At 38.7% G+C, this 21,148-nt stretch carries 23 protein-coding genes; 10 read left to right on the top strand and 13 right to left on the bottom strand.

The window, feature by feature from the left end:
- Positions 1-413: 413 nt before the first annotated feature.
- Positions 414-3,425 (top strand): type I restriction endonuclease subunit R, encoded by a 3,012-nt coding sequence (locus C7H19_RS20810; protein WP_106458841.1) that lies wholly within the window; start codon positions 414-416, stop codon positions 3,423-3,425.
- Positions 3,426-3,740: 315 nt separating this feature from the next.
- On the opposite strand, the gene C7H19_RS20805 is transcribed toward C7H19_RS20810, so the two are convergent.
- Complete coding sequence (locus tag C7H19_RS20805; protein ID WP_106458840.1) at positions 3,741-4,316, bottom strand: pentapeptide repeat-containing protein; 576 nt, start codon at positions 4,314-4,316, stop codon at positions 3,741-3,743.
- Positions 4,317-4,415: 99 nt separating this feature from the next.
- Entirely contained in the window at positions 4,416-5,807 is a 1,392-nt protein-coding gene (locus tag C7H19_RS20800; protein ID WP_106458839.1) for an HD domain-containing phosphohydrolase, read from the bottom strand.
- Between the two features lie 129 nt (positions 5,808-5,936).
- On the opposite strand from C7H19_RS20800, the gene C7H19_RS20795 reads away from it, so the two are divergent.
- The 3 genes from C7H19_RS20795 to pgsA are packed head-to-tail and all read left to right on the top strand — an operon-like array spanning position 5,937 to position 7,765.
- Positions 5,937-6,455 (top strand): hypothetical protein, encoded by a 519-nt coding sequence (locus tag C7H19_RS20795; protein WP_106458838.1) that lies wholly within the window; start codon positions 5,937-5,939, stop codon positions 6,453-6,455.
- A gap of 54 nt (positions 6,456-6,509) precedes the next feature.
- Positions 6,510-7,205 carry a response regulator transcription factor NblR gene (nblR, locus tag C7H19_RS20790; protein WP_106458837.1) on the top strand — a complete coding sequence of 232 codons (696 nt, stop codon included), beginning with the start codon at positions 6,510-6,512 and terminating at the stop codon, positions 7,203-7,205.
- Positions 7,206-7,213: 8 nt separating this feature from the next.
- Complete coding sequence (gene pgsA, locus C7H19_RS20785) at positions 7,214-7,765, top strand: CDP-diacylglycerol--glycerol-3-phosphate 3-phosphatidyltransferase (RefSeq protein WP_106458836.1); 552 nt, start codon at positions 7,214-7,216, stop codon at positions 7,763-7,765.
- On the opposite strand, the gene C7H19_RS20780 is transcribed toward pgsA, so the two are convergent.
- The 4 genes from C7H19_RS20780 to aroA all read right to left on the bottom strand — a co-directional run bounded on the left by C7H19_RS20780 (position 7,702) and on the right by aroA (position 10,662).
- Positions 7,702-8,646, bottom strand: a complete 945-nt coding sequence (locus tag C7H19_RS20780; protein WP_106458835.1) for an NAD-dependent epimerase/dehydratase family protein — start codon at positions 8,644-8,646, stop codon at positions 7,702-7,704. The two genes, pgsA and C7H19_RS20780, sit on opposite strands and share 64 nt — an antisense overlap.
- A 143-nt stretch (positions 8,647-8,789) precedes the next feature.
- Positions 8,790-8,960 carry a hypothetical protein gene (locus C7H19_RS25935; RefSeq protein WP_181280696.1) on the bottom strand — a complete coding sequence of 57 codons (171 nt, stop codon included), beginning with the start codon at positions 8,958-8,960 and terminating at the stop codon, positions 8,790-8,792.
- Positions 8,957-9,307 carry a restriction endonuclease subunit S gene (locus C7H19_RS20775; protein WP_106458834.1) on the bottom strand — a complete coding sequence of 117 codons (351 nt, stop codon included), beginning with the start codon at positions 9,305-9,307 and terminating at the stop codon, positions 8,957-8,959. The genes C7H19_RS25935 and C7H19_RS20775 overlap by 4 nt, the downstream gene beginning before the upstream one ends.
- A gap of 5 nt (positions 9,308-9,312) precedes the next feature.
- Positions 9,313-10,662, bottom strand: a complete 1,350-nt coding sequence (aroA, locus tag C7H19_RS20770) for a 3-phosphoshikimate 1-carboxyvinyltransferase (RefSeq protein WP_106458833.1) — start codon at positions 10,660-10,662, stop codon at positions 9,313-9,315.
- A 212-nt stretch (positions 10,663-10,874) separates the two neighbouring features.
- Here aroA and C7H19_RS20765 point away from each other — a divergent pair, with 212 nt between their 5' ends.
- Entirely contained in the window at positions 10,875-11,216 is a 342-nt protein-coding gene (locus C7H19_RS20765) for a hypothetical protein (protein ID WP_106458832.1), read from the top strand.
- 114 nt (positions 11,217-11,330) lie between these two features.
- Here the strand turns inward: C7H19_RS20765 and C7H19_RS20760 are convergent, their stop codons facing one another.
- Entirely contained in the window at positions 11,331-12,494 is a 1,164-nt protein-coding gene (locus tag C7H19_RS20760; RefSeq protein ID WP_106458831.1) for a GuaB3 family IMP dehydrogenase-related protein, read from the bottom strand.
- A gap of 187 nt (positions 12,495-12,681) precedes the next feature.
- On the opposite strand from C7H19_RS20760, the gene C7H19_RS20755 reads away from it, so the two are divergent.
- Positions 12,682-13,389: an NnrU family protein gene (locus C7H19_RS20755; RefSeq protein ID WP_106458830.1), complete on the top strand. Its 708-nt coding sequence runs from the start codon at positions 12,682-12,684 to the stop codon at positions 13,387-13,389.
- Between the two features lie 42 nt (positions 13,390-13,431).
- On the opposite strand, the gene C7H19_RS25930 is transcribed toward C7H19_RS20755, so the two are convergent.
- From C7H19_RS25930 to dusA, 4 genes are all read right to left on the bottom strand, one after another.
- Entirely contained in the window at positions 13,432-13,608 is a 177-nt protein-coding gene (locus C7H19_RS25930; protein ID WP_181280695.1) for a hypothetical protein, read from the bottom strand.
- A gap of 1 nt (position 13,609) precedes the next feature.
- Positions 13,610-14,083 (bottom strand): type II toxin-antitoxin system VapC family toxin, encoded by a 474-nt coding sequence (locus tag C7H19_RS20750; RefSeq protein WP_106458829.1) that lies wholly within the window; start codon positions 14,081-14,083, stop codon positions 13,610-13,612.
- Positions 14,084-14,124: 41 nt separating this feature from the next.
- A complete protein-coding gene (locus tag C7H19_RS20745; protein WP_106458828.1) occupies positions 14,125-15,489 on the bottom strand; it encodes an NAD-dependent succinate-semialdehyde dehydrogenase in 1,365 nt (454 codons plus the stop codon).
- A 231-nt stretch (positions 15,490-15,720) separates the two neighbouring features.
- Positions 15,721-16,698: a tRNA dihydrouridine(20/20a) synthase DusA gene (dusA, locus tag C7H19_RS20740; protein WP_281261735.1), complete on the bottom strand. Its 978-nt coding sequence runs from the start codon at positions 16,696-16,698 to the stop codon at positions 15,721-15,723.
- 20 nt (positions 16,699-16,718) lie between these two features.
- On the opposite strand from dusA, the gene C7H19_RS20735 reads away from it, so the two are divergent.
- From C7H19_RS20735 to C7H19_RS20725, 3 genes are all read left to right on the top strand, one after another.
- Complete coding sequence (locus tag C7H19_RS20735) at positions 16,719-17,138, top strand: hypothetical protein (RefSeq protein ID WP_106458826.1); 420 nt, start codon at positions 16,719-16,721, stop codon at positions 17,136-17,138.
- Positions 17,139-17,273: 135 nt separating this feature from the next.
- Positions 17,274-17,651 carry a type IV pilus biogenesis protein EbsA gene (gene ebsA / locus C7H19_RS20730; protein WP_106458825.1) on the top strand — a complete coding sequence of 126 codons (378 nt, stop codon included), beginning with the start codon at positions 17,274-17,276 and terminating at the stop codon, positions 17,649-17,651.
- A gap of 122 nt (positions 17,652-17,773) precedes the next feature.
- Positions 17,774-18,844: a phosphotransacetylase family protein gene (locus C7H19_RS20725; protein ID WP_106458824.1), complete on the top strand. Its 1,071-nt coding sequence runs from the start codon at positions 17,774-17,776 to the stop codon at positions 18,842-18,844.
- Positions 18,845-18,905: 61 nt separating this feature from the next.
- Here C7H19_RS20725 and C7H19_RS20720 read toward each other — a convergent pair whose 3' ends face one another.
- Entirely contained in the window at positions 18,906-20,120 is a 1,215-nt protein-coding gene (locus tag C7H19_RS20720) for an RNA-guided endonuclease InsQ/TnpB family protein (protein WP_106458873.1), read from the bottom strand.
- Between the two features lie 49 nt (positions 20,121-20,169).
- On the opposite strand from C7H19_RS20720, the gene C7H19_RS20715 reads away from it, so the two are divergent.
- Positions 20,170-20,478 (top strand): hypothetical protein, encoded by a 309-nt coding sequence (locus C7H19_RS20715; protein WP_106458823.1) that lies wholly within the window; start codon positions 20,170-20,172, stop codon positions 20,476-20,478.
- A gap of 65 nt (positions 20,479-20,543) precedes the next feature.
- Here the strand turns inward: C7H19_RS20715 and C7H19_RS20710 are convergent, their stop codons facing one another.
- Complete coding sequence (locus C7H19_RS20710; protein ID WP_106458822.1) at positions 20,544-20,822, bottom strand: UPF0367 protein family; 279 nt, start codon at positions 20,820-20,822, stop codon at positions 20,544-20,546.
- Positions 20,823-21,148: the final 326 nt, after the last annotated feature.

Here is a 21,148-nt window from a genome sequence, read left to right as displayed (position 1 = left end):
CTATGAACTTTATTTGAATAACAACTATTTAAACTTAATAATTGTATTAATTAAGGACACTCTAACCATGAATACAAACACCGACCAAACTGCTGTAAATTTCGAGCAAATTTTAGAATTAGTAATTAATACGCCAAGGATTAAAATCCCTGTCTGATAGCTGAAGTCCATTAAAATGGACTAAAATTCAGATAATGAGTCGGTTAAAACCGACTTTAGCTATGAGCAGTAAAATTTATTTCACGGTAGTTTATTGGACTATCATTATAATAGAATTAATTTTTTAACTTTCGTAAACAGACTAACTTTTAGGACATTTAAGTCCATTTTAATGGACTTTAGCTGTGAGACAGTAAATTCATTTACTGGCTGGCTATGCTAAGATAGTAAACTTTCCAAAAGAAATAATTTTAATGATAGACACCTCAGAAAAGAACTTTGAAGAAGCAATAGAAACTTACCTACTCGCTAATGGCTATCACAAAAGCACCTCAAACAACTATGATAAAACCCTTTGCCTCATTCCAGATGATGTTATCAATTTCCTTATAGCTACCCAACCGAAAGAATGGCAAAAATTCCAAACTCAATACGGAACCGACGCTAAACAAAAACTTCTCAAACGTCTCGCCGATGTCATCCAAAAACAAGGTACATTAGAAGTTCTCCGCAACGGTATCAAAACGAATGGCTGTCGCTTTCAACTGGCTTATTTTTGTCCTGTTAGTGGACTGAATGAAGAAACCCAAAAACTCTATCAAGCGAATTTTTTCAGTGTCATCCGCCAATTCTACTACAGCGAGAAAACTCCCGACAAAAGCATCGACTTAGGTTTATTCCTCAATGGTATCCCTATCTTTACTGCCGAACTCAAAAACCCCTTTAAAGGACAAACCGTAGAAAATGCCGTCACACAATACCGAACCACCCGCAACCCCAGAGAACCTGTACTCAGTTTCGGTGTCTGTCTGTCTCATTTTGCTGTAGACCCTGATACAGTCTACATGACAACCCATCTACAAGGGACAAAAACCGAATTTCTTCCCTTTAATCAAGGTTACAACAACGGCGCAGGAAATCCACCTAAACTATTTTCCCCTCGTCTAGATGGAGAGGGGTCAGGGGTGAGGTCATATTTCAGTACCGCTTATCTGTGGGAAAACATCTGGAATAAAAATAGCATCCTCGACCTTGTACAGAACTTTATCACTCTTGTCGAAGAAGATAACCAAGGACGCAAAACAGGAAACAAAAGCCTACTGTTTCCCCGCTATCACCAACTTGATACCGTCCGAAGATTGATAAAAGATGCTAAAGCTAAAGGTTCTGGACAAAAATATCTCATTCAACACAGCGCAGGTAGTGGTAAAAGTAATACAATTGCTTGGCTATCTCATCAACTCGCTTGCTTACACGACAGCAAAGATAATCGTATTTTCGACTCTATCATTATTATTACCGATCGCAGAATACTCGATCGCCAATTACAGCGAACCGTCAAACAATTTCAGCAAGTAGACGGAGTAGTCGAAAACATCGATAAAACATCTCGCCAACTCAAAGAAGCTTTAGAAAATGGCAAAAATATCATAGTCACCACCCTCCAGAAGTTCCCCCGCATCGTAGACCAAATTCAACAACTTTCAGGGCAACACTTCGCCGTTATTATAGATGAAGCCCATTCCTCCCAGTCTGGAGAAAGCAGTAAATATCTTAAAAGCGTCTTAAATGTCAGTAGTTTAGAAGCTGCCGCCCAAGAAGAGGAAAATATCGAAAATGACCTCGAAGACCGCATCACCGAAGAAGCGAGAAAACGAGGCAACTTACTTAACCTGAGTTATTTCGCCTTCACTGCAACACCCAAAGCGAAAACCCTAGAATTATTTGGCATCAAACAACCCAACGGAGAATATGTCCCTTTTAGTCTCTATTCCATGCGTCAGGCAATAGAAGAAGGATTTATTTTAGACGTACTCCAAAACTACACCACCTATCAAACCTATTTTAATCTGATTAAAACGGCTGAAACTGACCCGCATTTCGATAGAAGTCAAGCCACTCGCTTACTGAGAAATTTCGTCGAACTGCATCAACACACCATTAACAAGAAAGTAGCTATCATCGTCGAACACTTCAAGGATACCGTCGCCCATCAACTCAACGGAAAAGCCAAAGCCATGATAGTCACTCCTTCTAGGCTTCATGCCGTCCGCTACAAACTCGCATTAGACCAATATTTGAGAGAGAATAGCTACCCTTATCAATCTCTAGTTGCTTTTACGGATACTGTCAAAGATGGTGGCAGTGATTTTACTGAAACGGGCATGAATACCGCCTCAGCCCAAACAAGCATCCCTGAAACCGCCACAGCCGAAACCTTTAACCAAGACCCCTACAAATTCCTCATCGTTGCCAATAAGTTTCAAACAGGGTTTAACCAACCTTTGCTAGTAGCGATGTATGTAGACAAACGGCTAGGAGGAGTCAACGCCGTACAAACCCTATCTCGTCTCAACCGTACTTATTTGAATAAAAACAGTACAATAGTTCTAGATTTTGCCAATGATGCTGGGACAATACAGAGTGCATTTGAAGTATATTACGATCGTACTGCCCTCGCCACAGAAACAGACCCTAATCTACTCTACGATATTCAGTATCAGTTAGAAAACTTCGAGCTATATACGGATACGGAGGTAGACAACTTTGCCCGTATCTATTATGACCCCAAAGCCACACAAGATCAATTACACGCTATATTAGTACCCGTCATTGACCGTTATCAAGCCACAACAGAAGAAGAACAATTTACATTTAGAAACCAATTAAAAGACTTTGTGCGTCTCTATGGTTTTATTTCCCAATTACTTTCTATTCCTGATGGCGAATTAGAAAAACTCTACGAATTTAGCCGTCATCTAGCGCGTAAGTTACCGATATCCAGCCAACGTTTACCCATTGAAGTACAGCAAAATATCGCATTTTTTACATACAGCATCCAACCAACCCATATAGGAAGAATACCACTAACACAGGGTATCCGAGAATTAGACCCTATCGTCAGTGCAGGGATAAGTCAACTTCCTATCGAGGAACTAGAACCGCTATCCCAGATTCTACAACAGCTTAACCAACAATTCGGCACTAATTTTACTGAAGATGAACGAGTATTTATTCAACAAATAGAAACAAAATTAGATCAACATGAAGCCTTAAAAGCGAGTCTTCAGGTCAACAGTTCCGAAAATGTGAGATTAACCTTTAATACTATCATCAATGATCTAATGCAGGATTTAATTGAGTCTAACTTCCAGTTCTATCGTCAGTTCAATGATAATAAAACTTTCGCTCAATACTTATCAGATATGCTATTCCAACGCTATTTAGAGAAAACAACTCAAAACAGCGATCGTCAAATTTCTTAAAGTTTTTGTACAATTATATAAAAGTGTGATATGGAATCCGCTATAAATACCCGATAAAAATGACCTGTAGGGATTTGGTCTCCAAATCCAAATATGTATAGGGTTTGGCAACCAATCCCCTACAATTGTATTAAAGGGGATAAAACTCTATTTTGAGTTTAATTGAACTCTTTAAATTCAAATCACGAATGTAAGAATATTTTTTAGAAAGCAATCATCCTAAAGTAAGGTTGCTCTCTAAATTTTATTTGGGAACAAATTAGGGTTACGTTCTTCATCGCATCAATAGGCTAATTTTTTTAAAATTAAATTTAACTATTTTTGAATATTCGTTCCCTCTAAACAACAATCATCAAAAATTGCGCCTGTCAGTATAGCTTGTTCTATTTGAACACATAATAAATTAGCTTGAGTAAAATTTGTTCCTCTTAAAACAGCACCATTTAAAATAGCTTCTTCTAAATCTGCTTGCGATAAATCTGCACCTGAAAGATTGGAACTACTAAAATCAGTTCTGTTTAAAATAGCACTAATTAAATTAACTCCCCGCAAGTCTGCACCACGAAAATCAACGGCGGTTAAATCTAAATGACTTAAGATTGCTCCTGCTAAAAACGCACCTGCAAAACTCGCGTTATAAGCATTAACATCTAATAGTATTGCTCCTCTTAAATCAGCATTTCTCAAATCAGCACCGACTAAATTCGCACCCGTTAAATCAGCCCCTTTTAGATTTGCTCTTAAAATAGTATTTTGTAAGTTTGCACCCGAAAGATTAGCACCCGTTAAATTCGCTTGAGATAAATCTAATCCTTCTAAATTTACGCCAGCTAGGTTTTTAATTTCTCCTTGGATAATGGCGTTTAAATCGATTTGAGTAATGGTATTCATGTTAATTTGTTGTTTTTAAAAATGAATGATTTGTGACAAAGATGAGGGTTTGGAGACCAAACCCCTACAATAACGAATGGGGTTTAAAAAAATTGGCGTTTAACTTTTATTAGTAATCGTTTCTTCTAACCAAACAGTGGGTAATTGACTAGGACGATCGGGTAATTTCATTAAACCAATTTCAACTAAGCGAATCACTGTACTTAATGATTCTACCAAAGCGGGATCAAAGCGAATACCACTGTATTCCAGACATTTATCTAAGGCTTCTGTAAGACTCATGGCAGCGCGATCGCCTCTTGGTTGTGTTTGTTCTTGGAAATATGCGACTAACCCTAAAATACGGGCTTCTAAGCTAATTCCCTCGCCTTTTAAACCATTGGGTTTACCGCTACCATCCCAGTATTCTAGGTGTTGTAGAACGATTTTTTGGATGGGTACTAATTCGGGCATTGTAGCCAGAAGTTGCGCCCCAAAAACCGAGCGATCGCGCCAAAATGCGGCACTTGCTTCATCTAGCTGACTGGCACGATGGGTAAAGACTTCGATGGGTGCTTCTGCTAACCCAATACGGTACAATAAACCTGCTAAACGGAGTCGTCTCAGTTTAAGGGTGGGTAAGTCGAGAATTTGCCCTAAAACTTCAGCTAATGCGGAAACCTGTAACGATGCGATGGGGTTATCGTGATCCCGTTCATCGATTTTTTGTGCCATCCTTAAAAAGGCCTGTAATTTATTCGCGGCTAAATTACGATTGAGTTTTAAAGCTTGCCCTTCTAACTCTACTAATTCTCTTTTTTGACGGTTTATGGTAATTAGCTGTTGTTGACTGGTTTGGAGATAGGTCACAATACGAGAAACCACACCAGTTAGATCGACAGGTGTCGTATTGGTAATTTCACTAATTTGTTGTTGCTTTTCTAACAGACGATCGGCCAAACTAGAATTATAAGGGCGATATCGTTCGGTTAAAATATGGGCTGCGGTTTGAACTAAAGTCCGATCAAACGTCCAAAGTCCATAAAATTTTCGTTCCGTATCGACTTGGGGATAGCCATCAGCGCGGTATTCATCGGGGGATAGTTCATGACACAATACCATTGCTGCATAATTTGGCGCAAAGATAATTAAATTCCATTCCTCGACTAAGCTATCATCTAAATTGAGATGAATCAGGGAAACATTATCGAGTTGCCCTGTTTTATGGGTAGCAAAACCGCTATCGGCTACCGCAGCGATCGCAACTTCCGAGGAACACTGAGCAATGTCATAATAGCGATCGGCTTCTTGTAAATACCATTTACCTTGTTGGAAGGTGACGAGTAATAATGGTTTTTCTTCGCTGATCACGGAACAAGTTTGTAATACATGATCCTCTAACGCATGACAGAGGGCAACTAAGGTATTTTTAAAATAGACTCCGTAACTAGAGGGAAGTTGACCATGATCGAGAACGTTTTTCAGTTGGTTAAGAGTGGCTTCGGGTTGCATTCTATCTAGACAAATGTGCAGTATTTTCTATTTTGATGGTTTTTCTCGGATTAATCAAACTGATCTTATTGTCTTTGCTTGATTGTTTTATCTTTAAAATTGCTCAATAATACAGGGATTAGATGAAAAATGACGATTATTATTTGTCCAGGAATACACGATCCCGCACTCACTCAAGAATTTATCACCAATTTACAAAGACATTCGATTGAACTAAAAGATTATCTCATTTTTCCGACGGAACGTTATCCAGCGTTTTCGGGGTTTCACCTGTGGCAGTTTCTCCAAGAAAAAAATTTCTTACAAAAAGACTTGACTTTTTTAGCGTTTAGTGCTGGGGTTGTAGCAGCGATCGCAGCAGCACAATTTCATCAACTTGGTGGGGGTAAGGTAAAAAAAATGATTGCTCTTGATGGTTGGGGTGTGCCGCTATTCAGCAATTTTTCGAGCTATCGTGTTAGCCATGACTATTTTACTCATTGGAGTTCTGCTTTAATGGGAGATGGGGAAATTAGTTTTTATGCTGATCCACCTGTCGAACATTTAACCTTGTGGCGTATGCCTCATCAAGTTTCAGGGTGGATGATCAATAAGAATAGTTACTCATTGACAACATTGGCTACCTTTCTCGCTACTCTGTTAACCTAAGCGCTACTTTTTAATGTCGATTTTTTATAATAGATGATTATCAATAATAAAAATATGTCCACTACAATGACTGTATTAAATCCTTGTATTTTTTTCGTACAAACGGAAGAAGGATTTGCACAAAAGGCTAGTCTTGATCTAACAGAAGCGGGTTATCATCCGATGATTATTCCCGACTTACAAGAAGCAAGTGCCGAGGTTGAAAAATTCCGCCCATCAATGCTAGTTATTGATCGTACTTTAGCAGGTGACGCGGGTTTAACTTTGTGTCAGCAACTACGGAAAACAGAAACGCAAATTTTTATTATTATGCTTATTCCCAAAGAAACAGTAGAGGAACGAGTAGCCTGTTTAGAATCTGGTGCTGATGATTATCTAGTTAAACCATATCATCCAGAAGCCTTTTTACGGTTAGTTCGTTTTTATTTACAGCCCACGATTACAGTAAAAGAACAATTACGCTTTAGAGAGTTAGTATTAGATTTAACTACGCGGCGTTTATTTCTTAATGATAAAGCAATTGATTTGACAATGAAAGAATTTGAACTTTTGAAATACATGATGTCACACCCTAGGGAAGTTTTAACCAGAGACCAGATTTTAGAAAATGTATGGGGCTATGATTTTCAAGGTGAGTCTAATGTCATCGAAGTCTATATTCGTTATTTACGTCTAAAGATGGAATCAGAAGGACAAAAACGCTTGATTCATACAGTACGCGGTGTTGGCTATGTTTTAAAAGAAAGTTGATTAATATGATGAATTTACCTAACCTAATTACTTTTTCTCGTCTTTTAGGAATTCCTTTTATTTTATATTTACTGCAAGAGCCTACGCCCGAAAAACGTTGGATCTGCGTTATTATTTTTATCATTGCGGCGAGTACCGATTGGCTAGATGGTTATTTAGCTCGTAAACTGAACCAAATTACTGATTTAGGCAAGTTTCTTGATCCCTTAGTCGATAAATTACTCGTTTTAGCCCCATTATTATCTCTGATCGACTTACAACAAGTTCCCGCGTGGGGAGTCTTTTTAATTTTAACGAGAGAATTAGCGATCGCAGGATGGCGCGTCAACCCAAATCAAAAAACAATACAAGGGGCTAATCTTTGGGGAAAACTAAAAACGATTAGTCAAATCATTGCAATTTCCCTACTCATTGCCCCTATAACTCAATCTTGGCACACAATAGCCATCATTGCTTTTTGGTTCTCTGTAATTCTAACAATTGTTTCGGGATTGATTTATGTTTTACCAGAAGCTGATAAAATCTCATCATCTACAGAAAAATCCACATCTGCATCCTGACGACCTGATGGGAGATAATCATTATTAAAAGAATCTTTTAAACCCGAAATCAGATCATATTCAGGTTTCCAGTTTAGTTCCTCCATTGCTTTATGTACATCTGCAAAGAAATGTTGCGCCCGTAGTGGAAAGGCTTTCTTTTTGCCAAAATCAAAATCTTTCGGGTTGTAATGGACTATTTTTAGCTCATCAGGTGATTTCCCTGCGGCAACTGCACAAGCTTTCGCTAAACCATCGAAAGTCACATAACGAGTATCGGAAATATTATAAATCTGCCCTACTGCTTGAGAATTTCTTAAAATAGCCGCCATCGCCCTAGCTAAATCTTTAACGTGACCAAATTGGGTAAAATGTTGACCATGACTCGGAATAGGAATCGGACGATCGTTCACTATCCGATCAAAAAACCATGCTTCTAAATCATTATAATTCTGTGGGCCATAAATATAAGTAGGACGTACCGAAGTCCAAGGAATACCCGATGCTTCTAAATAGCTTTCGGTTTCAAACTTTCCTTTATGACGACTTTTTGGATCAACTGTATCACCTTCAATATGCGGCATTTGATCCGATTTTAGATAAACTCCTGCTGAACTAACATAAACAAAATGTTGGACTTTATCTTTAAAAATTTCGACTAAAGGCTGTGTGTCGCTGAGTTCTCGCCCATTGTTATCGTATATAGCATCAAAATGCTGATTTGTCAACTTTTCTTTTAACTGAGTGGCATCAGTGCGATCGCCATGTATTTGTTGTATCCCTTCTACAGGTGATGGTTTCTTTCCTCGATTGAATAATACGACATCGTGACCCTGTTCAACTAAAATGTTAGTGAGATAAACGCCGATAAAGCGAGTTCCCCCCATAATCAAAATACGCATAGCTTTTCCTTTACATCTAATAATCTTCAGTAAACAGGTTTTTGGTTAAACCCGTCAATCGTATAAATCGCCATACTGTTCGCGGTATCTTTGTAAAAGGGATTCTAATTCTTCAGCACGTTGACGTTCTTGTTCTACGAAATTCATTTCACGGTAGATTTGAGAGTTGATTTGTGTTTTTTTTCTGCCCAAATTTGCCATTTAAGGGCTATTTTTGCCGATTCATCATTAAAAACTTTTAGCTTCTCGTCAAGCTGTTCACTCAGTTTAAGAAGATCTTCTAATTCTTGCTGATTTAATGAATGATGAGTCATTGTAAGTTTTCCAAACGTTGTTTTAAGGTGCTAACTATTATTTTAGTTTCTAAAACTTTACCTAGTTCATTTGATAGATCCTCTCCTACTTCCTGTCTTTCTGCATCAGTAAGTTGCTCAACAAAGGTAAGATTTACTAAAATACTTTGGATTCGTCTTCTTTCAATTTCTGCAAACAGAATAGCATTACTAAAAGAAGCAAAAAATTGGATTAATCTAGCATTGTCTGGAAATCGTGCCAAAAAATCTCGTACTAAGCTTAAACCCACTGTGGCATCTTCGTCAATTTGTGCTATTTCTTGGTTTAATTGCTCAATCAGAGCATTAAGAGATGGAGGAATAGACATATAATCTACTCACCACAAACCTGTTTTAAGGTACTGACGAAAGTTGGATAAGAGATCCCTGCGGCTTCGGCACGATGGATAATAGTAGAGTGCTTGGCGTTTAAAGCTGCGATCGCTAAACTCATTGCAATACGATGATCTGTATAACTATCGACTTCTGTACCCGTTAAACCTGTTCCCCCGATAATTTCTAATCCATCGGGTAATTCTGTCACATTTGCACCCATTTTATTTAATGCGGATGCCATTACTGCAAGTCTGTCACTTTCTTTGACTCTTAACTCTGCTGCATCTTTAATAATAGTTGTTCCTTGGGCAAAGGTCGCCGCAACTGCAATAATCGGAATTTCATCGATTAAACGCGGAATCAGATCCCCTTCAATGGTACAAGCTTTAAGATGACTGTGTTTGACTCGCAAATCTGCGACAGGTTCCCCAGTAACAATCCGTTCATTTTCGAGGGTAATATCTGCACCCATCGCTTGCATGACTTCTAAGATTCCAGTACGAGTCGGGTTAATTCCCACATTTTCGATGAGTAAATTAGAGTCAGGTACAATAGCCGCAGCAATCATCCAAAACGCCGCCGAACTAATATCCCCAGGGACAATTACAGTTTGCCCTTTTAAAGTAGGATGTCCCATAATTGAAACACTATTCGTCGCTGGATCGACATCAATTTTAGCCCCAAATGCTTGTAACATTCGTTCGCTATGATCTCTCGACAACGCAGGTTCTGTTACTTTTGTCAAGCCCTCTGTCATTAATCCTGCTAAGAGAATACAAGATTTAACCTGAGCCGAAGCAATGGGAGAATGATAATGTATTGGTTTTAATGCTTGTCCTTGTATAGCAAGTGGTGCAAGTGTATTAGTTTTTCTTCCCCAAATTTGCGCCCCCATTTCCTGTAGTGGTTTGACAACACGAGACATGGGACGCGAACATAAAGAATGATCGCCCGTTACAGTGAAAAAACGATCGGGATGGGAAGCGAGTAACCCTAACATTAATCTTAAAGTCGTTCCCGAATTACCTGCATTTAATACCTCAGTCGGTTCTAAGAGGTTTCCTAAACCATTACCTTTTACTGTAACGCGATCGCTATTAAGTTCCGATATTTCCACGCCCATCGCTTGAAAACAACTTGCGGTACTACGAGGATCTTCACCGAGTAATAACCCGTGAATAATCGTTTCACCCTCAGAAATCGCCCCTAACATCAAAGAACGATGAGAAATCGATTTATCTCCTGGTATTTTGATGGTTCCCTGTAGTGATAATCCTGACGCGGGAGTTGTGATGATTAAATCTTGATGTTGTTCGACGGGTTGCAGTTGAATGATGGGAGAAGACATAAAACGTTATAAGTATTCAAACATTCGTCATTATCCCATTTTCGCGTTGTTCTAGAAATGACCATTATTTTGAAATCTGAAAAAAAACTGAGAAGAAAATAAATAATCAATCATTTAATCATTATCTAAGCTTTAGGAGCCACTCAGGGGCTTTTCAGGTGTGTCAGTCATCTTAGTAAGTATAGAAAATTACATCAAAAGAGGAAAAGATTATGCAACGTCTAATACTTACTAGCTTATCTGTTTTATTAATTTCCGCCTTACAAACGCCTTCTGTTAAAGCCGAAATGACAGCATACAAACCGAGTTTAAATGCTATGATCACAGAAGTTTTACCGTTTAATTTGGTTTATTTGGGTTATCAAGGTTATTTTACAGATCAAGGTATTCCGAGTAATGGTGCTTTTGTTGCGGGTATTCATTCAGGGCGAGTTGATGCAATGAAGTTAGTACAAGTAGCAATTGAACGGGGTAGACTCTCTCCTGAAACCATTAATGATCAAGGTTATCTTAATGCGGTTGAAAGTCAATTGCAGAATTTCGATGGGAATTAAACAGAAATTCTGGTCAATTTGTCGAGACACAGTATTATTTGTAGGGGCTTGGAAACCAAGCCCAAAAAACAAGAATTAGAATAGATAAGGCGCAAGCGACCAAACCCCTACAATTTATTTACCCATGCCTAACTGTTGGGCTTTTTGATAAACTTTGCCTTCAGTTAATAAAGATGGTGCAATGACTACCTCTATTTGCTGCATTTCTTTAATATTTTTCGCGCCCAAAGTTCCCATACTGGTTTTGAGTGCGCCGAGTAGGTTATGAGTCCCATCATCTAATTTAGCAGGCCCTGTGAGGATTTCTTTAATCGTTCCCGTTGTACCGACACTAATACGGGTACCTCTGGGTAAAACAGGACTAGGGGTAGCCATTCCCCAATGATAACCTCTTCCAGGGGCTTCAGCAGCACGAGCGATCGGAGAGCCAATCATTACCGCATCGGCACCACAGGCAATACATTTACAGATATCTCCTCCCGTAATGATTCCACCATCGGCAATGACAGGAATATATTTCCCCGTTTCTCGATAATAATCTTCTCTAGCTGCGGTACAGTCAGCTACGGCAGTCGCTTGGGGTACACCAACCCCTAGCACACCACGAGACGTACAAGCAGCACCGGGGCCAATTCCTACTAAAACGGCTGCTGCACCCGCTTTCATGAGGTTTAATGCGACTTCATAGGTAACACAATTTCCCAATGCAACGGGTATCGGCATTTCTTGGCACAATTGTACTAAATCTAGTGGAGTGATAGACTCAGGGGATAAATGCGCGGTAGAAACGACTGTCGCTTGTACAAATAAAATATCTGCTCCTGCTTCTGCGACTATTTTGCCAAATTTGGCCGCACCAACTGGGGTTAAACTAACCGCAGCAATACCGCCTTTTTCTTTAACTTCAGAGATGCGTTTTTGAATTAGTTCGGGTTTGATGGGTTCTGCGTAAAGTTCTTGCATTAACCCAACAAATTCGGTTTTACTCACCTGTGCAATGCGATCGAGAATTGGATTAGGATCATCATAACGGGTTTGAATACCTTCTAAGTTAATGACTCCCATTGCTCCTAATTCTGACAGAAGTGCCGCCATTTTCGTATCGACTACGCCATCCATCGCACTTGCAATAATGGGTATTTCTCTTTCGATACCGCCAATTGTCCAACGAGTATCGGCTAAACTCGGATCAAGAGTTCGCGCTCCGGGGACTAATGCAATTTCATCAATTCCATAGGCTCGACGAGCCGTTTTATTACGCCCTATTACTATATCCACGTCTTGTTACCCGTTCCCAAAAAAGCTGTTTTTCGTTTGCTATCACTCTTAGGATTGCTTATTTAAAATAGTCTAGCCCATTTTTTGTCCTGCTAGAGATGCGATATGTCTCGTCTGTACAAAACAAATCGTATCAAAATCTAAGATAAGATAGGATTTGGTAAAAAATGTAAAGATTGGCGATCGCATGGGAACTTGGACAACTAGCCATTGGGTGATGCTAGGGCTATTATTTTTATTTGCTTTGGTACATAGTGGTTTGGCGGCTTTGCGAATGTGGGCAGAAACAAAAATCGGTGCAAGACTATATCGAGTTTTCTTTGCTTTGTGTAGTATTTCTTTAGCAGTCGTACTAATTATTTATTTTTTCAATCACCGCTACGATGGTTTAATCTTGTGGAACGCACAAAATGTTCCTAATGTCAAGTTTTTTGTGTGGATTCTTTCGGCAATTTCTTTTTTGTTTCTCTATCCCGCTACTTTTAATTTACTCGAAGTCGCCGCAGTCGCTAAACCTCAAGTCCATCTGTATGAAAGTGGGATCATTCGCATTACTCGACATCCGCAAATGGTCGGTCAAGTGATTTGGTGTATCGCTCATACCCTTTGGCTCGGAACAAGTTTTACTCTATTAACTTCTATTGGACTGGTTGCTCATCATCTATTTGCCGTGTGGCATGGCGATCGTCGTCTTGAAAAACGTTATGGTGATGCTTTTCTCAAGGTTAAAGAACGCACTTCAGTTATACCTTTTTTAGCTATTCTTGATGGTCGTCAAACACTTAAGTTAGAAGAATTTTTACGCCCCGCTTATTTAGGAGTGGCAGGATTTGTTTTATTATTCTGGTGGGGTCATCCTTGGTTAATGCAGGTTACATCTAGAGTCCCTTGGTAATAAATCTTAAACACTCAGGAAATAATCTTTAAGTAATCAAGTTTACTGATGAGTTAAGCTTTTTTTGTTAGGTTTGAGAGGTTGCGATATTAATTTTCTACCACTCTCCAATTGCTTTTTCCGCAAATCATTACAAATAGCCTGTAAATCGTAGTTGAAAGCTTGAGCGTATTCTTCTCGGATTTCATGAATCTCTTCTAAAACTTCATCCTTCCACATTTTACTCTCCCATTAGCTCATAAGGTGTACAAATCGTTGGTAGTTCGTAACCAGCATCATTACTGATTTGTGATAATTTTTTCTGAATTTGAGCATTAGCAATATGCTTACAGTTCCATGTTAACAAATAGTCTAAACCATAAATTGTAGCTATTGCTATATGAATGGCATCATTAGTAGCTTTAGATGGTAGATTACTTTTGGCAAGAAACTGCGCTGCTAAATTCTCAACAATATCATTAACTACAAGTAGTGAAAAATTTTGTAACATTTGGAGTCGTCTAGTTGCTATCTCATCATCACCTCGCGCTACTTCATTCAAAACGACTTGAGAGATATATAAAGTAAACTGATTGCGTCGATTTTCCCACCATTCTCTCGTTATTTCTGCATTAGCCATAAGAATTAGATTATTGCTCTTGCGTACAGTCAAATACCCAACTATACTTGTTTCAATATAAACAGTCTCATTCATGTATGCTTATTACTTAACTTGACTTTTAGATCTTCTTTTAATTATTTAATCCAAATCGTTTTAATATTGACAAATTCATGAATTCCTTCTTTTGCTAATTCACGTCCGTAACCCGATCGCTTGATCCCTCCAAATGGTAAACGTGGATCAGACTTGACTAAACCATTAATAAATACTGAACCTGCTTCGATCTCATTTATCAGTCTTTCTTGTTCATTGGGATCATTCGTCCAAACACTCGAACCTAAACCAAAAGGACTATCATTAGCTAAGGCGATCGCTTCATCAATATCTTTAACTCGAAATAGTAGCGCGACTGGCCCAAAAAATTCGTCTTTTTCCCCTGGTGAACCTTTGGGAATATCAGTCAGAACGGTTGGTAAATAATAATTCCCTTGACGATCTAACTTTTTCCCACCGACTAATACTTTACCCCCCATTGCTACGGTTTTTTGAACTTGTTGATCAATATCTGACAAAATAGAAGGTGTCGCTAATGGACCTACATCTACCGTTTCATCCATCGGATCACCAATTTTTAAAGCTTGAAACTTTTGTACTAATAATTGTTCAAACTGATCAGCTATAGCATCGACAACAATAAACCGTTTAGCTGCAATACAAGATTGTCCGTTATTCAGCATTCTAGATGTTACTGCTGTGGTTGCTGCGGTTTCTATATCAGCACTTTCTAGAACAATAAACGGATCACTTCCCCCTAATTCTAAAACGACTTTTTTGATTTGTTTTCCTGCACTAGAAGCTAGACTCATTCCTGCGGGTTCACTTCCAGTCAGTGTAGCTGCTTTAACACGATCGTCATTAATAATATTTTCGACTTGAGAGGCACCGATGAGCAAGGTTTGGAAAACTCCATCGGGGAAACCTGCTTCAGTTAAAATTGCTTCGATGGCTAAGGCACATTGTGGTACATTAGAAGCGTGTTTTAATAGTCCTACATTTCCTGCTGTGAGAGTTGGTGCAACAAAACGAAAAACTTGCCACAAGGGAAAATTCCAAGGCATGACCGCTAGAATAATTCCAAGGGGTTCATAATGTACATAACTAGAACTTGCATCGGTGGTTATGGGAATATCTTTGAGAAAGTCTGCACCATTTTCGGCATAATAACGACAAACTAGGGCGCATTTTTGAACTTCTGCGATCGCACTTTTAATCGTTTTTCCCATTTCTAGGGTCATGGTTTCCCCTAGTTTAACCTGATCTCGTTCTAGAATATCGGCTGCTGCATTAAGCCATTGACTGCGTTGACTAAAAGATGTTTTTCGATAACTCAAAAAAGCCGTCTGAGCAAGTTTTAGTTTAGCTTCAATTTCTGCTTTACTCAGAGGTTCAAACGTTTTAATCGTTTCTCCAGTTGCGGGGTTAATTGTGGCGATACCCATAATCTATATTTACTCCCATGATGATTCTAGAGTACCAGTCCATTAGACCGCCAGAGAATAAATTCTCTGTCTCACAGCTAAAGTCGGTTTAAACCGACTATTTTTTTTAAGGTTATTAGTCCATTTTAATGGACTTCCGCTATAAGCCGTGAAATTCATTTCACGGTGGTTTGTAGGATTGATGTTATAACCGAATTAATTTGTTATCTTCCATTATTCTAAACGCGATATTCATGGAATTTTTGCTAAAGCTTCGGTAATAACTTCGACTCCTGCGTGTTCAAGATGAGCATTATCGCTAATATGTCGTTTCCAAGCTTTTGTCCCGCTTTGTCCGACAAATACTTGCAATAAATGCCGACTTATGCTATTGAGTTTTAATCCTTTACCCAACCAAAACTCCAGATAAGGCAACATATTTTCTATAACTTCATGACGTGTCGGAGGTATAGTATTTTCGCCATAAATATCTTGATCGACAGTAGCAAACAAATAAGGATTATCATAAGCAGCACGTCCGATCATTACTGCATCAACTTTTTGTAAATGTTGTTGAACTTGTTCTAGGGTAGTAATACCGCCATTAATTTCGATGAGTAAATGAGGATATTCTGCTTTTAAACGATAAACATCATCGTAACGCAATGGGGGAATTGTGCGATTTTCTTTGGGACTCAAACCCTTTAACCAAGCTTTACGCGCATGAACTGTAAACCGACGACAGCCAGCATCTGAGACAATCTTAATAAAATTTAACATATCTTCATAACGATCGCGTTCATCAATTCCAATGCGATGTTTAACGGTTACAGGAATCATTACAGCTTTTTGCATTGCTTCAATACATCTAGCAACGGTTTCGGGTTGTGCCATCAAACACGCGCCAAAATGTCCATTTTGTACCCGCGAACTAGGACAACCGACATTTAGATTAATCTCATCGTAGCCCAAATCCTCCGCAATTCTGGCACATTCGGCAAGTAAGAGCGGATTATCGCCACCCAGTTGTAGAGAGATAGGTTTTTCTTCGGGAGAGAAACCGAGTAACTTAGTACGATCGCCATGAGTTATCGCCGCCGTTGTAATCATTTCGGTGTAAAGTAGAGTCCGACGGGTGATCTGACGCATCAAATAACGAAAATGACGATCAGTACGTTCCATCATTGGTGCAACGCTTAAAGGATTCATTGATCGCTTATCATATTTCATACACGTTGGATAAAACGATTATGCTGACTGGCCCTGAATTTTTAACCACTTTTTTGTATTATTTTGTCTGTACCGCACTGATTGTACTTTTAGTCATTTCTCAGGGAATGGAAATGAGTTTAGATCGCTCTTCCTATGTTATCGGAATGAGCGCGGGTTTAGTGGCGGGTTTAGTGGGGGCTTATTTTAATCGTAGTGTAACGTTTTCGTCATCTTTTAAGGGTAATGAGAAAAACTTTCTAAAAACTTTTCAAAAAACCCTTGCAGAAATGGGGTTTGAGCAAAACGGACAAATGGAAGACTTTACGATCTATACTAAATCTCTTTTTGCGGGTCGTGTTTTTGTCAAGACGGAAAAAAATACGGTGACTATTGTTAGTCGATCGAGTACAGTTAAACGATTACAAGAAGAATTGAATCTAAAGTCTAACAATTCGTAAAGCGTTTGTTTAATTGAGCGTGAAAAATAGGGAATACTAGAATTGAAGTCGATCTTAAGAGTTAGGTCTACAGTAAACCTGACAATAGAAGATCCTTTCTTTCATAAAGCTAAATTTTATCTGATCAGACTCAATATGCCTACGCTCGAACAATTAGAAGCTGCTAATAAATCTGAAGTACTCGTTTATACGCCATATTATCCCAAAGACAAACACGGTATTCTTCCTTATGCCATCACATTGTACAACCAAGGATTTTTAGAAGGTGCGCGTCATATAGAAGGAAGTGAACAAATCCCGTTTGCAGCATCTTGGTATGTTTCTAAACTTCCTGCTGAGTTAACGCGCTGTCGAATTCAATTCGATGGACAAGCGGATCTAAGCTATGAGATTACAATACTTAATGCTGAATTTATTGACTATCTAATTGATGTGATCAAAAGTTCTAAACAATTTGGTACAGCAGATTTTCCTCAAGGTTTTTACCGAAAATTGTTACGCTTTGATGATTAATCAACCCAAATTAGTAAAAATAAGCTTATAAATTACTGATTTACAAGATTTGCTTTTCCTATAATTCTTGTAAGCTAGAGGAATACGTCAAAAAAAGGAGTTTAGATGTGGCAAAATCTACTATGTCTTTATCTACTATGTCTTTGCTGATTGGGTCGATTGAACCCTATAGTGGTAAGTCTGGAACTATAGTAGGTCTGGCCCATCAGTTTAAGCAAAAGGGTTTAAGCGTTTCTTATGGGAAACCTGTCGGAACGAGTTTTCAATCAGATTTAGCCGAAGATGATGTACAGTTTATGCAGCAGCTACTCGGTTTATCTGATAGTCATGTTCGATCGCCTCTGTTTTATCTTAATCCTGAAACGGTCGAAAAAAGTCTTTATGAAAAAGATGTCAGAGACTACACCGTAGAGCTAAAAAATTATCTTAATTCTATAGAAGGTGATATTTGTATTCTAGAAGGTGCTGGAAGTTTATCGGAAGGTACTTTATTTAATTTATCGGTTCCGCAAATTGCCGAAATTTTAGATCTACAAGTCTTACTGGTGACTCGTTATACGTCTCCTCTTATTGTAGATAGTTTACTTAAAGCCAAACTAGAACTAGGTGATCATTTATTGGGTGCGATCATTAATGATATTCCTTTAGACGCGGTTGAAGATTGCCAAACTTTGCTCAAACCTTTTTTAGAAAAACACAATATACCCGTTTTAGGATTATTACCCAGAAGTAGTCTACTTCGTAGTGTTAGTGTTCGAGAAATTGCTAAACAACTTAAAGCAGAAATCTTATGTCGTCCTGATCGGCTAGATTTAATGGTAGAAAGCTTGACAATTGGTGCAATGAATGTTAATGCTGCAATTGAATATTTTCGCAAAGGTCAAAATATGGCAGTGATTACGGGAGGCGATCGGACCGATGTTCAACTCGCAGCACTCGAAACCTCTACCAGTTGTCTGATTTTAACGGGTCATATTGCCCCTAATCCTCTAATTTTAAGCCGGGCTGAATATTTAGAAGTCCCGATTTTATCAGTCGATTTAGATACTTTAACCGCCGTCGAGATTGTTGATCAAGCTTTTGGGAAAGCTCGTATTCAAGAACCGATTAAAGTCGAGTGTATGCAGCAATTGATGAACACTTATTTTGATCTAGAGCGTCTACTAAATTTACTGTCCTTTCACAAGCTTTAAAACATGGATTTTTCGAGCGGTATTGACGGAATGCCTCAATCGTGGGTGAACTACCCACGCATTACGCGTTAGCTTCATGCGGGGCTTCTGAACTCACTGGGGAATGCCTCAAGACAGACTTACGTCCCCCTTTTGGTCTTACTTCCCCTCCTTCAGCAGCAGTCCTAGTTCCTAAGACCGATAATTGTCTGATGCCTTCTGCTCTTATATTCTTACTTGCATTCTCGTCTCTATCATGATGTGTGCCACAACTAGGACAGGCCCATTCTCGAATGTCTAAGGGCATATCCAACATTTGATAAAGACAATTAGAGCAGGTTTTAGAGCTAGGGAACCATCTATCAATTTCAACCAATAAACCACCTTTTTCTTTTAGCTTATAGTCCAAGAAATTAACAAACATTCCCCATCCAACATCAGAGATTGCTTTAGCTAAGTTGTGATTACGAACCATACCCTTGATGTTCAAATTTTCAACAACCACTACTTGATTATCATTGACAATTTTTCTTGATAATTTATGTAGAAAGTCTTGACGGGCATTGCTTATACGTTCGTGAACTTTGGCTACTAGCTTGCGTGTTTTTTCTCTTGATTTACTTCCCTTTTTCTTACGGGCTAACAAGAGTTGTTTTCTGGCTAAATTTTTTTCATGTTTTTTAATGTGCCTAGGATTAGCAAACTTAGACGTTTTTTGTCCGTCGTGGGTAATACAAAAGTCTTTAAGTCCTAAGTCAATACCAATTGTTTTACCTGTTACTACTAATTCAGGAGTTTCTTGTTCAGTGTCAAATAACAATGAAGCATAATATTTTCCTGTTGGTGTTTTAGTAATGGTTACAGTTTTCAATTGCCCATCAAATAGCCGATGAATTGAAGCTTTTATAATTCCAACTTGAGGAACTTTGACTGCTTTTTCAACCACTTGGCAGTTTTGTGGATATTGGCAAGATTGCTTCCCGTGATAGGATTTGAATCTAGGATATTTAGCTCTTTTATCAAAGAAGTTTTTAAACGCTTTGGTTAGATTAAGTGTCGTTGACTGCAAAACCTGAGAATAACACTCTCCTAGCCATGCTGTTTCTTTTTCCTTTTTTAGTTTAGGTAAAACTTTATTGAGAGCTATCTGCGTTAACCCAAAACCAGTTTCTTTATAAGTTTGATTGCATAGATTCAAGGCGTAATTCCACCAAAACCTTGCACATCCCATAACTTGACTAAGTTTTTGAGATTGTTCTGGCGTTGGATAAATTCGGACTTTGACGGCTCTATACAAGGTTTTCAGGTAAACTGGGGTTAACAGTAAATATTCTAGCACAAGATTTTTGGTTTGTGTCAAAAACCCTGCCCTTGCTTTCATCCCTCGAACTTCATTCCTTGTTCGGGGATTTCTCGCTCGGCACCGTTTAAAATTTAAGCATGAAATCGAAGGCGGCTTAACTATTAACCCCGAAATTCCCGAATCTGCACTCGCTTATAAACCCGAACTGGTTCGAGATATGTATCACAAATACGGTTTTACAATCGAAGAACCGAGCCATTATGGCGCGTGGAGTGGACGAGAAAACGGAATTAGTTATCAGGACATTGTATCGCTCGTAAACAATAAGTTTCGCGTCACTACAAAAGATTAAGATTTGTAAGGGGAGATGAAAAAACATTAATTTTCTCCCCTTATTCAATTTAAAATCAAGGCTCGTTATGAGTTATCACCTGCTGCAATGGAGAAAAAGCCTGGAACATTTCCCCGTGCTGAGGCTCCCGTTTTTTCCGAAACAATCACAGCACTAATTTGATCGCTCAACAGAGCCACTTTTTTATCTGGCTGTTTGTCGCAAGTCAACTCTAAAAGCTGCGAGGATTGCGATCGCATAGCGGCGATAATCGATTGAAACAGGGCTTCCGCGCCTTCCGCTTCCTTACGCTGTACCGAAATTGGAATCGGCGAATATTTTAGAGTCACATCAATAGTATACATATACTGTTTTTCTCCTTGCCTTCTCTCTTGTATTATCTCGCAAAAATTTTAGAGATTTTTGTTTTTTTTAAGAATCGGACTGGAAATCTGAGAAAGTTTATTTTAAGATAGTATAAGTTAAGAAAAGTAAACATTTCTCACAAACCGTCTAGACCACTTAAATTAAGTGTGGAAAAATCTAGGCTAGACCCGTCATAGTTATGTCATACATTTTGTTTAGTTCACCATATTGACACGGAGATTAGTTTCATGACCATAGCAGTAGGCCGCCAGAGTGTCGAAAGAGGCATATTTGATGTCGTCGATGACTGGCTAAAACGCGACCG

It is taken from the genome of Aphanothece hegewaldii CCALA 016, from assembly GCF_003007785.1.
In the GTDB taxonomy this organism is placed as follows: domain Bacteria; phylum Cyanobacteriota; class Cyanobacteriia; order Cyanobacteriales; family Microcystaceae; genus Chroococcus; species Chroococcus hegewaldii.
This window is presented reverse-complemented; position numbering and strand designations above follow the sequence as displayed.

Bases quoted from the DNA above. Each gene is read 5' to 3' on its own strand.
- C7H19_RS20810 (WP_106458841.1), top strand. From the start codon at position 414: ATGATAGACACCTCAGAAAAGAACTTTGAAGAAGCAATAGAAACTTAC.
- C7H19_RS20805 (WP_106458840.1), bottom strand. From the start codon at position 4,316: ATGAATACCATTACTCAAATCGATTTAAACGCCATTATCCAAGGAGAA.
- C7H19_RS20800 (WP_106458839.1), bottom strand. From the start codon at position 5,807: ATGCAACCCGAAGCCACTCTTAACCAACTGAAAAACGTTCTCGATCAT.
- C7H19_RS20795 (WP_106458838.1), top strand. From the start codon at position 5,937: ATGACGATTATTATTTGTCCAGGAATACACGATCCCGCACTCACTCAA.
- nblR (WP_106458837.1), top strand. From the start codon at position 6,510: ATGTCCACTACAATGACTGTATTAAATCCTTGTATTTTTTTCGTACAA.
- pgsA (WP_106458836.1), top strand. From the start codon at position 7,214: ATGAATTTACCTAACCTAATTACTTTTTCTCGTCTTTTAGGAATTCCT.
- C7H19_RS20780 (WP_106458835.1), bottom strand. From the start codon at position 8,646: ATGCGTATTTTGATTATGGGGGGAACTCGCTTTATCGGCGTTTATCTC.
- C7H19_RS25935 (WP_181280696.1), bottom strand. From the start codon at position 8,960: ATGACTCATCATTCATTAAATCAGCAAGAATTAGAAGATCTTCTTAAA.
- C7H19_RS20775 (WP_106458834.1), bottom strand. From the start codon at position 9,307: ATGTCTATTCCTCCATCTCTTAATGCTCTGATTGAGCAATTAAACCAA.
- aroA (WP_106458833.1), bottom strand. From the start codon at position 10,662: ATGTCTTCTCCCATCATTCAACTGCAACCCGTCGAACAACATCAAGAT.
- C7H19_RS20765 (WP_106458832.1), top strand. From the start codon at position 10,875: ATGCAACGTCTAATACTTACTAGCTTATCTGTTTTATTAATTTCCGCC.
- C7H19_RS20755 (WP_106458830.1), top strand. From the start codon at position 12,682: ATGGGAACTTGGACAACTAGCCATTGGGTGATGCTAGGGCTATTATTT.
- C7H19_RS25930 (WP_181280695.1), bottom strand. From the start codon at position 13,608: ATGTGGAAGGATGAAGTTTTAGAAGAGATTCATGAAATCCGAGAAGAA.
- C7H19_RS20750 (WP_106458829.1), bottom strand. From the start codon at position 14,083: ATGAATGAGACTGTTTATATTGAAACAAGTATAGTTGGGTATTTGACT.
- C7H19_RS20745 (WP_106458828.1), bottom strand. From the start codon at position 15,489: ATGGGTATCGCCACAATTAACCCCGCAACTGGAGAAACGATTAAAACG.
- dusA (WP_281261735.1), bottom strand. From the start codon at position 16,698: ATGAAATATGATAAGCGATCAATGAATCCTTTAAGCGTTGCACCAATG.
- C7H19_RS20735 (WP_106458826.1), top strand. From the start codon at position 16,719: ATGCTGACTGGCCCTGAATTTTTAACCACTTTTTTGTATTATTTTGTC.
- ebsA (WP_106458825.1), top strand. From the start codon at position 17,274: ATGCCTACGCTCGAACAATTAGAAGCTGCTAATAAATCTGAAGTACTC.
- C7H19_RS20725 (WP_106458824.1), top strand. From the start codon at position 17,774: ATGTCTTTATCTACTATGTCTTTGCTGATTGGGTCGATTGAACCCTAT.
- C7H19_RS20710 (WP_106458822.1), bottom strand. From the start codon at position 20,822: ATGTATACTATTGATGTGACTCTAAAATATTCGCCGATTCCAATTTCG.